This is a genomic window from Blastococcus sp. CT_GayMR20, from assembly GCF_004570345.1.
In genome coordinates this window covers 1-10,066 of the sequence record NZ_SPQM01000157.1, presented here as the reverse complement: position 1 = coordinate 10,066, position 10,066 = coordinate 1, and the positions used below count along the sequence as shown (strand labels likewise).

At 70.5% G+C, this 10,066-nt stretch carries 11 protein-coding genes; 2 read left to right on the top strand and 9 right to left on the bottom strand.

Annotation, left to right across the window (positions count from 1 at the left end; genetic code table 11):
• Positions 1–29: 29 nt before the first annotated feature.
• The 6 genes from ctaD to E4P40_RS23410 form a co-directional block, all read right to left on the bottom strand.
• Positions 30–1,790: a cytochrome c oxidase subunit I gene (gene ctaD / locus E4P40_RS23435; protein ID WP_135160789.1), complete on the bottom strand. Its 1,761-nt coding sequence runs from the start codon at positions 1,788–1,790 to the stop codon at positions 30–32.
• Between the two features lie 129 nt (positions 1,791–1,919).
• Entirely contained in the window at positions 1,920–2,576 is a 657-nt protein-coding gene (locus E4P40_RS23430; RefSeq protein ID WP_135160788.1) for a hypothetical protein, read from the bottom strand.
• 77 nt (positions 2,577–2,653) lie between these two features.
• Entirely contained in the window at positions 2,654–3,553 is a 900-nt protein-coding gene (locus E4P40_RS23425) for an amino acid ABC transporter permease (protein WP_135160787.1), read from the bottom strand.
• Positions 3,550–4,197, bottom strand: a complete 648-nt coding sequence (locus E4P40_RS23420; protein WP_135160786.1) for an amino acid ABC transporter permease — start codon at positions 4,195–4,197, stop codon at positions 3,550–3,552. Before E4P40_RS23420 ends, E4P40_RS23425 begins: the two co-directional genes overlap by 4 nt.
• A gap of 71 nt (positions 4,198–4,268) precedes the next feature.
• Entirely contained in the window at positions 4,269–5,165 is an 897-nt protein-coding gene (locus tag E4P40_RS23415) for a glutamate ABC transporter substrate-binding protein (protein WP_135160785.1), read from the bottom strand.
• 22 nt (positions 5,166–5,187) lie between these two features.
• Complete coding sequence (locus tag E4P40_RS23410) at positions 5,188–5,964, bottom strand: amino acid ABC transporter ATP-binding protein (protein ID WP_135160784.1); 777 nt, start codon at positions 5,962–5,964, stop codon at positions 5,188–5,190.
• 128 nt (positions 5,965–6,092) lie between these two features.
• On the opposite strand from E4P40_RS23410, the gene E4P40_RS23405 reads away from it, so the two are divergent.
• Entirely contained in the window at positions 6,093–6,257 is a 165-nt protein-coding gene (locus tag E4P40_RS23405) for a hypothetical protein (protein WP_167762357.1), read from the top strand.
• 8 nt (positions 6,258–6,265) lie between these two features.
• Here E4P40_RS23405 and E4P40_RS28655 read toward each other — a convergent pair whose 3' ends face one another.
• Both E4P40_RS28655 and E4P40_RS23395 read right to left on the bottom strand, forming a co-directional pair.
• Positions 6,266–6,466, bottom strand: coding sequence for a helix-turn-helix transcriptional regulator (locus E4P40_RS28655; RefSeq protein ID WP_280790641.1), 201 nt, complete (start codon positions 6,464–6,466; stop codon positions 6,266–6,268).
• 47 nt (positions 6,467–6,513) lie between these two features.
• Positions 6,514–7,152 carry a DUF2975 domain-containing protein gene (locus E4P40_RS23395; RefSeq protein WP_135160781.1) on the bottom strand — a complete coding sequence of 213 codons (639 nt, stop codon included), beginning with the start codon at positions 7,150–7,152 and terminating at the stop codon, positions 6,514–6,516.
• A gap of 75 nt (positions 7,153–7,227) precedes the next feature.
• Here E4P40_RS23395 and miaB point away from each other — a divergent pair, with 75 nt between their 5' ends.
• Positions 7,228–8,703: a tRNA (N6-isopentenyl adenosine(37)-C2)-methylthiotransferase MiaB gene (miaB, locus tag E4P40_RS23390; RefSeq protein WP_135160780.1), complete on the top strand. Its 1,476-nt coding sequence runs from the start codon at positions 7,228–7,230 to the stop codon at positions 8,701–8,703.
• A 3-nt stretch (positions 8,704–8,706) separates the two neighbouring features.
• Here the strand turns inward: miaB and E4P40_RS23385 are convergent.
• A partial coding sequence (locus E4P40_RS23385) for a DUF349 domain-containing protein (protein WP_135160779.1) occupies positions 8,707–10,066 on the bottom strand: 1,360 nt, incomplete at its 5' end.

The following is a 10,066-nucleotide window of genomic DNA, read 5'->3' as shown; positions in this document are numbered from 1 at the left end:
GCGGCGGGGCCCTGTAGGGGACCGAACTGCTAGGTCGGGTCGGGGTCCCGCGGGCCCTGCCGGGGTCCGGCGGTCGCATCGCCGGCCACGTTGTCCGCGTACGGGGTGTGGCCCTTGCCCGCGTGCGCCTCGACCTGCAGCCGCTCGAGCAGGTGCGGGTAGTGCGCCTCGAACGCCGGCCGCTCCGACCGGATCTTCGGGATCTCGGTGAAGTTGTGCCGCGGCGGAGGCGACGAGGTCGCCCACTCCAGCGAGTTGCCGTGACCCCACGGGTCGTCCCGCAGCGCGAGCTGCCCGTACTTCCACGAGTGCACGACGTTGTAGAGGAACGGGATGATCGACGCTCCCAGCACGAACGAGAAGATCGTCGAGATCGTGTTCAGCGTGGTGAACGTGTCGGTCGGCAGGTAGTCCACGTACCGGCGCGGCATGCCCTCGTTGCCCAGCCAGTGCTGGATCAGGAACGTGCCGTGGAAGCCGATGAAGGTCATCCAGAACTGCAGCTTGCCGATCTTCTCGTCGAGCATCCGGCCGCACATCTTCGGGAACCAGAACGCGATACCGGCATTCGCCGCGAACACGACGGTGCCGAATACCACGTAGTGGAAGTGCGCGACGACGAAGTAGGAGTCGTTGAGGTGCCAGTCCAGCGGCGGGCTGGCCAGCAGGACGCCGGTCAGACCACCGAGCAGGAAGGTGACCATGAAGCCGATCGACCACAGCATCGGCGTCTCGAACGTCAGCTGGCCCCGCCACATCGTGCCGATCCAGTTGAAGAACTTCAGCCCGGTCGGCACCGCGATCAGGTAGGTCAGGAATGCGAAGAACGGCAGCAGCACCGCGCCGGTCGCGTACATGTGGTGCGCCCAGACGGCCAGCGACAGGAAGCCGATCATCATGGTCGCGCCGACCATGCCCTTGTAGCCGAACAAGGGCTTGCGGCTGAACACCGGGATGATTTCGGTGATGATGCCGAAGAAGGGCAGCGCGATGATGTAGACCTCGGGGTGCCCGAAGAACCAGAAGAGGTGCTGCCACAGCATCGGCCCGCCCATCTCGTCGGAGTAGACGAGAGCGCCGAGGTTGCGGTCGGCCAGCAGCCCGAACAGGGCGGCAGTCAGGATCGGGAACGCCAGCAGGACGAGCACGCTGGTGATCAGCGCGTTCCAGACGAAGATCGGCATCCGGAACATCGTCATGCCGGGCGCGCGCAGGCAGACGATCGTGGTGATGAAGTTGACGCCGCCGAGGATGGTGCCGAGACCGCTGACGGCCAGGCCCCCCACCCACAGGTTCCCGCCGGGGCCCGGGGAGTGCACCCCCGTCGACAGCGGCGTGTAGGCGGTCCAGCCGAAGTCCGCGGCACCGCCCGGGGTGAGGAAACCTGCCACCACCATCAGGCTGCCGAAGAGGAAGAGCCAGAACGACAGCGCGTTCAGCCGCGGGAACGCGACGTCCGGCGATCCGATCTGGATCGGCATGATCAGGTTGCCGAAGGCGAAGAACAGCGGCGTCGCGAACATCAGCAGCATGAGCGTGCCGTGCATGGTGAACAGCTGGTTGTACTGCTCCGGCGACAGGAACTGCAGCCCCGGCCGGCCCAGCTCGGCGCGCATCAGCATGGCCATCAGGCCGCCGAGGATGAAGAACGCGAACGAGGCCGTCAGGTACATCAGGCCGATCGTCTTGTGATCGGTCGTGCGCAGGACGTTCGACAGTCTCGAACCCTTGACCACCACGCGCGCCGGACTCGGCCGGCTGATGATCGGCTGCGGTGCGATGGCGGTCATGAGACGCCCCCCGGCTCGGCGCGCTGCGGGCGCGCCCACGGATGACTCACCAGGCGGGTTCTCCACCCGGCATGGTCATCGTGGCGCATCATCGCCCGCAGGGAAACCGGAGAGCGCGGGACGAGCGGGTCAGCCCGCGGTCAGCCAGGCGGTGACGTCGACGGCGAGCCCGTCCGGCGCGTCCGGGTCGGCGACGACCCAGGCGTCCTCCCGGTGCTGACCGGAGCCGAGCCAGCGGCGGATCTGCCGGTCGAACCCGTGGCGGGACCGGGTGCCGGGCGAGCCGGCCGGGCCGAGGAACGTCACGTCGGACTCGGTGTCGTCGTCGTAGCGCAGGACCACCCGGCAGCGCGCGCGCCGGTGGCGGGCCGGCGGAACGGCCTCCCGGACGACGGCGCTGGCCGCACCGGCCGCCTCGGCGAACTCGGCGGCAGCTGAGCGCAGGCGGGCGACGAACTCCTGCGCCGCGTCCGGCTGGAGGGATTGCGGCTCAGGGGCGGTTGGGGCCTCGGTCGCGACGGTGGCCACCGGGACCACCTCGGCCGGCGGCGGTACCAGCTGGGCCGGCGGTGTCACCGCGGCCGTCGGGTCGTCGTCCTCGGAGAGGTCGACCTGGAACCGCTCCGTGGCCGGGCCGCCGTCGTCGAGCTCCGAGAGGTCCAGCTCGAGCCGCTCGGTGACCGGGCCGTCGAGGTCGTCGTCGTGGGCGGCCGCATCGGGCTGAGCGGTCCGTTCGGGACTCGGGCGCGGAACCGGGGGCAGGCGTCGGCGCCCGGTGGCGTGCATGGTCTCCATGGTGCCGACGAGTGTTGCCCGGCAGCCGCGGCGTGTCGCGCGCGGCGCGCCGGGCTGGGACGGGTGGGTCAGACGGTAGAACCCGGTGTGCCGGTACCCATCTGCACGTCCAGGGGCACGTCCACGGTCACGACCGCCGATGCCTTCGCGTTCCGGCGCGTCCGCTTCTCCACGTACCGCGCCAGCTGCGAGAGCAGCACGTTGATCACGATGTAGATGAGTCCGGCGGCCACGTACAGCTGGAACGTGTACTGGTTGCCGAAGCTCACCGAGAAGAACTCGACCAGGCTGCGGGCGCCTCGCAGGAGCTCGAAGTACCCGATGATGAAGCCGAGCGAGCTGTCCTTGAGCAGCACCACGAGCTGGGCGATCAGGACCGGCAGCATGCGGCGGGTGGCCTGGGGCAGCAGGATCAGCACCATCACCTGCGACTTGCGCATGCCGATCCCGTAGGCGGCCTCGCTCTGGCCCTTGTCGATCGACAGGATGCCGGCCCGGAAGATCTCGGCCAGCACCGCGGAGTTGTAGAGGACGAGCCCGCCCGTGAGGGCCTGGTAGGCCGACAGCTCGATGCCGTACTTCGGCAGCAGGAAGTACAGCGCGAAGATGACGACCAGCAGCGGGACGGCGCGGAAGAACTCGATGTAGACGCCGACGACCCAGCGGACGGCGCGGTGGTCGGACAGTCGCCCCACCGCCAGCAGCAGCCCCACGAGCGTGGCCAGGACCATGCCGACGACGGCGACCTGCAGGGTGTTGACCAGCGCGCGGCCGAGTGTCTGCGGAACACCTGTCCGGGGGTCGAACAGGACGGCCCAGCGCTGGCTCTCCAGCTGGCCGTTGCCGCCGAGGCGGATCAGCACGACGGCGAGGATCCCGAGGATCAGCAGCGCGCCGATGCCCGTCCCGATCCGGATGCGGGCGCGTGACCTGGGGCCGGGGATGTCGAACAGCACGGGAGTGGTCATCGCAGGATCGCCACCCGGCGCTCGATGCGGTTCACGCCGTAGGCCAGCGGCAGCGTGATGAGCATGTAGGCGATGACGACACCGATGAGCACGGCGGTGAGCTCGCCGGCGTCGGCGTTGACCAGGCGGGGGAGGAGCGAGCTCAGCTCGCTGGTGGCGAAGCCGGCCGCGATCGAGCTGTTCTTCACCATCGCGATGAACACGTTGCCCAGCGGCGGTACGACGGTCCGGAACGCCTGCGGCAGCACCACCTCACGCAGCGACTGCCCGAAGGTGAGCCCGATCGCCCGGGACGCCTCGGCCTGCCCGGCGGAGACCGCGTTGATGCCGGAGCGCAGCGCCTCGCAGACGAACGCGGCGGTGTAGAGGCCCAGGGACAGCACGGCGCCGGTGAAGAAGCCCAGGATGAAGTCGATCTGCGGCAGGCCGAAGATCATGAAGAAGAACACCACGGTCAGTGGCGTGTTGCGGAACACCTCGACGTAGAAGGTGGCCAGCCCGCGCAGCGGCGGGATCGGGCTGACGCGCGCCGCCGCCAGCAGGGTGCCCAGCACGAGCGCGAGCAGCCCGGCGAGGAAGCTGAGCCACAGCGTGGTGAGGAAGGCATCCCACAGCAGCGAGAAGTTGTCGATCAGGAACTGCACCGCGGCGCCTCTCGGTGTCCGGGACGGCGGGGCGCCGCCGGGTGGGGTTCACCCGGCGGCCCCCCGGTGGATCAGTACCGGTCGACGGACGGCGGCTCGGGGGCCTCGGTGCCGCTGATCGCCCCTGCGGTGTCGTCCCACGCGGCCTCCCACGAGCCGTCCTCGAAGGACTCCTCCAGGACGTCGTTGATGAAGTCGCGGAACTGGTCGTCGCCCTTGGGCACACCGATGCCGTAGGGCTCGGTGGTGAACGGGTTGCCGACCAGTTCGAACGCCCCGTCGCTGCCGGCCACCAGGCCGGTCAGGATGACGTTGTCGGTGGTGACGGCGTCGACCTGCCCGGCGGCCAGCGCGTCGGCGCACTTGGAGTAGACGTCGAAGAGCGTCAGCGTGGCCTGGGGGTAGTTGTCCCGGATGTTCTGGGCCGGCGTCGAGCCCTCGACCGAGCAGACGTTCTTGCCCGCCAGGTCGTCCGGCCCCTCGATGCCCTCGGGGTTCCCCTCCGGCACCATGATGTCCTGGCCGGCCTCGTAGTAGGGGCCGGCGAAGTCGATGAGCTGCTTGCGGGCGTCGTTGATCGTGTAGGTGGCGACGACCATGTCGACCTGGCCGTTCTGGAGGAACGGCTCGCGGTTGGCCGACACCGTCTCCACCCACTCGATGTCCTCGGCGGCGATGCCGAGCTTCGCGGCGATGATCGTGGCGATCTCGACGTCGAAGCCCTCGGGGTCCTGGGTGTTCGGGTTCAGCAGACCGAAGCCCGGCTGGTCGAACTTCGTGCCGATCGTGATGGTGCCCGCCTCGTTCAGCTCGGCCATCGTCGTCCCGGCCTCGAACTCGACGTCCTCCTGGACCTCGGCGGTGTTCTCGGCCTGGTCCTCGGCCTGGTTGCCTGCCTCGCTGCCACCGCAGGCGGCGAGCATGAGGCCGGCGGCTGCCAGTGAAGCGGCGTACCGGGTGATGCGCATGGGCGGTCCTTCCATCGAACGGTCAGTGGTTGAGGATCTTGGACAGGAAGTTCTTGGCCCGGTCGGACGTCGGGTTGTTGAAGAAGGTCTCGGGGTCGGCCGTCTCGACGATCCGGCCGCCGTCCATGAAGACCACCCGGTTGGCCGCCTTGCGGGCGAAGCCCATCTCGTGGGTGACGACGATCATCGTCATGCCGTCGCGGGCGAGACCGACCATGACGTCGAGGACCTCGCTGATCATCTCGGGGTCCAGCGCCGACGTCGGCTCGTCGAAGAGCATGACCTTGGGGTCCATGGCCAGCGCGCGGGCGATCGCCACGCGCTGCTGCTGTCCGCCGGACAGCTGAGCCGGGTACTTGTCGGCCTGGGCGCTGACACCGACCCGGTCGAGCAGTTCGCGCGCCCGCTTCTCCGCCTCCGCCTTCGACTTCCCGCGGACCTTGATCGGCCCGAGGGTGACGTTCTGCAGGATGGTCTTGTGCGCGAAGAGGTTGAAGCTCTGGAAGACCATGCCGACGTCGCTGCGCAGGCGGGCGAGCTGCTTGCCCTCGGCGGGGAGCCGCTCCCCGTCGATGGCGATCTCGCCCTTCTCGATGGACTCGAGACGGTTGATCGTGCGGCACAGCGTCGACTTGCCCGAGCCCGACGGCCCGATGACGACGACGACCTCACCCCGCGCGATCTCCAGGTCGATGTCCTGCAGGACGTGCAGTTCGCCGAACCACTTGTTGACGCCGGACAGGCGGACGAGTGGCTCTCCGTTCTGACGACTGGTCACCTTGGCGACCCTAAGGGCCATCGGACACGGTGAGTGATCGTCGTGATCACGAAGGCGTAACGAAGCGGTCCCGGTGCAGGCATCGCGCCCGGTCCCGGCGGGTAGGCGGGGCAGGTCAGGTCATGCCTGCGACGACGGAGGACACGGAGATGACGACGAGCGACAGGTCCCGCCAGGACGACGCAGGGGACGAGGCGGAGGAGGCAGTCGATCCGACGGCGGACGACTCCGTCCTCGCCGACACCCCCGACACGACCACGGGCAAGGAGCACCTGCTGCAGAACGACGAGGGGACCCCGGGGCCAGGCGTCTGACCGAGGGGTCAGCTGCGGGCGACGGAGAGGACGTCGCCGGGCTGGCAGCCGAGCACGTCGCAGATCGCCGTCAGAGTCGAGAACCGCACCGCCCGGGCGCGGTCGTTCTTCAGGATCGACAGGTTGACCACCGACACCCCGACCCGGTCGGCGAGCTCGGTCAGCGTCATGCCGCGCTCCTCGAGGAGGCGGTCGAGGTGACAGACCACCCGGTGCGGCGCCAAATCCTCGGTCTCGGGCGTGCTCGTGCGTGGGCTCACACGAGGCCCTCGACGTCGTCATCGAGGGCGCCGCCCCGCCGGAACGCCTCGGCGAAGGCCATGACGATGGCGGCGAAGAGCAGCGGGTTGAACGTCAGGTCGGCGATGACCATGACGAACGGCGAGTCCGGTCCCAGCAGGTCGAGGTGGCCGAGCACCACGTTGGCGGCGAGGTTGCCGACGATCGGCGCCAGGAGGCCCCCGCCGACGATCGCGACGGCCAGGCCGGTGAGCCGGCCGGGGTTGCGCCGGTCGAACGGCTGCCCGGCGCGGATGCTGCGCAGGACCAGCGCGAGGCACCAGGCGCCGCCGGCGACGGACAGGAAGAGGAGCGAGGTCGCCGCCTGGGAGAGCAGCCGCAGCTCGCCCGGCAGCTCGGCCGCCGAGAGTTCGAACGCCTCCGCCGAGTAGGTGACGGAGGCGCCCTCGGGGAGGCGGGGGATGTCCAGGGCCTCATCGACCCGGTCGGCGGTCTCGCCGGCCAGGGTGACCGGCACAGCAGCGCCCGGTTCGGTGAGCTGCTGCAGCGGGATGGCCACTGCCAGCACCACCGCGACGACTGCGAGCGCCATCAGCAGCCAGGTCACCGCATTGATGCTGCCGCGGCCGATCAGCGGCTTCGCCGGGGACGTCATGCAACGCAACATAACGGCTGTCGTTGGTATCGTCAATCGATATGCCCATGGGCGCGCCGTACTCTCGCACCCGTCATGGGAACTCAGCCGGAGGCACCGTCGCGCACCTACCTGGTGCGTACGTACGGGTGCCAGATGAACGTGCACGACTCCGAGCGCCTGTCCGGCCTGCTCGAGGAGGCGGGCTACACCGCTGCGCCCGAGGGGACCGACGCGGACGTCGTCGTCCTCAACACCTGTGCGGTGCGCGAGAACGCCGACAACCGCCTGTACGGCAACCTCGGGCACCTGCGGCCGGTGAAGGACGCCCGTCCCGGCATGCAGATCGCCGTCGGCGGCTGCCTGGCGCAGAAGGACCGCGGCGAGATCGTCCGGCGCGCCCCGTGGGTCGACGTCGTCTTCGGGACGCACAACGTGGGCTCGCTGCCTGCCCTGCTCGACCGGGCCCGGCACAACGCCGAGGCCCAAGTGGAGATCGTGGAGTCCCTCGAGGTCTTCCCGTCGACGCTGCCGGCCAAGCGGGACTCCGCCTACTCCGGGTGGGTCTCGATCAGCGTGGGGTGCAACAACACCTGCACGTTCTGCATCGTCCCGTCGCTGCGCGGCACCGAGAAGGACCGCCGGCCCGGCGAGATCCTGGCCGAGGTGCAGGCGCTGGTCGACCAGGGCGTCCTCGAGGTGACCCTGCTGGGCCAGAACGTCAACGCCTACGGCGTCGAGTTCCGCGACCGCGGCGCTTTCGGCGACCTGCTCCGGGCCACCGGCCGCATCGAGGGGCTCGAGCGGGTGCGGTTCACCAGCCCGCACCCCCGCGAGTTCACCGACGACGTCATCGCCGCGATGGCCGAGACGCCGGTGGTCTGCCACCAGCTGCACATGCCGTTGCAGTCGGGCTCCGACGACGTGCTGCGCCGCATGCGCCGCGGCTACCGGCAGGAGCGCTACCTCGGGATCATCGACCGCGTCCGCGCCGCGATGCCCGACGCCGCGATCACCACCGACATCATCGTGGGCTTCCCGGGCGAGACCGAGGCGGACTTCCAGCAGACCCTCGACGTCGTCCGGGCGGCCCGCTTCTCCAGCGCCTTCACCTTCCAGTACTCGAAGCGCCCGGGGACGCCGGCGGCCGAGATGGACGGCCAGGTCCCCAAGGACGTCGTCCAGGAGCGGTACCTGCGGCTCACCGCCCTGCAGGACGAGATCAGCTGGGGCGAGAACAGGAAGCTCGTCGGCAGGAAGGCCGAGCTGCTCGTGGCGGCGGGGGAGGGCAGCAAGGACGCCGCGACCGGCCGGCTGTCCGGCCGGGCACGTGACGGCCGCCTGGTGCACTTCACGGCGGCGGATGGCGTCCGGCCTGGCGACGTCGTCGAGACGGTGGTGACCGACGCCAAGCCGCACTTCCTCGTCGCCGATGGTGCGCTGCTGTCGCACCGCCGCACCCGCGCCGGTGACGCGAGCGCGGCCGGCGTCCGGCCGACCACGCCGGGGGTCTCGCTCGGCATGCCCCGGATCGGCGTCCCGGCGCCGCTCGCCCCCGTCGGGGACTGCTGAACGCTAGCGGCGGGAGGCGGACTTCTCCGCCTCTGCCAGCCACTCCCGGCGGGTCGCGAGATTGGCCCGCGCCTCGGCGATCCGCCTGGCGTCCCCGGCCGCCTCGGCCTTGGCCAGCTGCTCCTCGGCCTTGGTGACCGCGGAGCGCATCGACGTGACCATCGGGTTCTCCGGGGCGCTGCGGGCACGCGTGGTGTCGGCCGCGCCGCGCACCTTCTGCTCCACGGCCTGCATGCGGTCCTCCAGAGAGCGCATCGCCCCCCGCGGGACGTGCCCGATCGCGTCGTAGCGCTCCTGGATCCTGCGCAGTGCGTTCTGCGCGCCCTTGAGGTCCGTCGTCGGGTCGAGCTTCTCGGCCTCGGCGAGGAGCTCCTCCTTCTGCTGCTGGTTGGCGTGCTCCTCGGAGTTCCGCTTCTTGTCCGACTCCGTGCGGGCGGTGAAGAAGACGTCCTGCGCGGCGCGGAACTGCTTCCAGAGGTCGTCGTCGCCCTCGCGACCGGTGCGGGGCACGGCCTTCCAGCGATCCATGAGTGAGCGCATCGCCGCGCTCGTCGGCCCCCAGTCGGTGGAAGTCGCGAGCTTCTCGGCCTCCTTGATGAGCTCCTGCTTCGCGGCGCGCGCCTCGGTGCGCTGGGCGTCCAGGGAAGCGAAGTGCGCCCCCCGCCGCCGGCCGAACGCGTCACGCGCAGCGGCGAACCGTGTCCACAGCGCCTCGTCGGTCTTGCGGTCGATGCCGCGGATCGTCTTCCACTCCTCGACGATCGCCTTCAGCCGGTCTCCGGCGGCCTTCCACGAGGTCGACTCCGCCGCGATCTGCTCCGCCTCGGCGGCGAGCGCCTCCTTGCGGGCGACCTGCCCGGCGCGGGCCGCCTGCTTCTCCGCGCGCGACTCGGCCGCGGCGGAGTCGGCGGTGTCGACCATGGCGCGGGCCCGCGCGGCCAGGCCGTCGAGGTCGCCGACCGCGGCGGCGGTGGGGATGGTCTCTGCCAGCCCCTGGGCCTTGTTCTTGATCTCGCCCGGATTGCCGGTGTGCGCCTTGAGCCGCGCCTCCAGAAGTGCGACCTCGGTGGCGAGGTCGTCGTAGCGCCGTCCGTAATGAGCCAGCCCGGCCTCGGGCTCACCGGCCTGCCAGGAGCCGACGGCGCGCTCGCCGTCGGCCGTGCGCACGTAGACGGTGCCCTCCTCGTCCACCCGGCCCCACGCGCTGGGGTCGCTCGGCGGCGGGAGGACGGGCTCGACGGGTGCCGCAGCCGGGGCCGGGGCGTGCACCGGGGACGGCGCGGGCGTCGGCCGGGGGACGGGGCGGGGGACGGGCCGGGGGGCCGGAGCGGGCGCTGCTGCGTCGGCGGCGAGCCCCTGGACA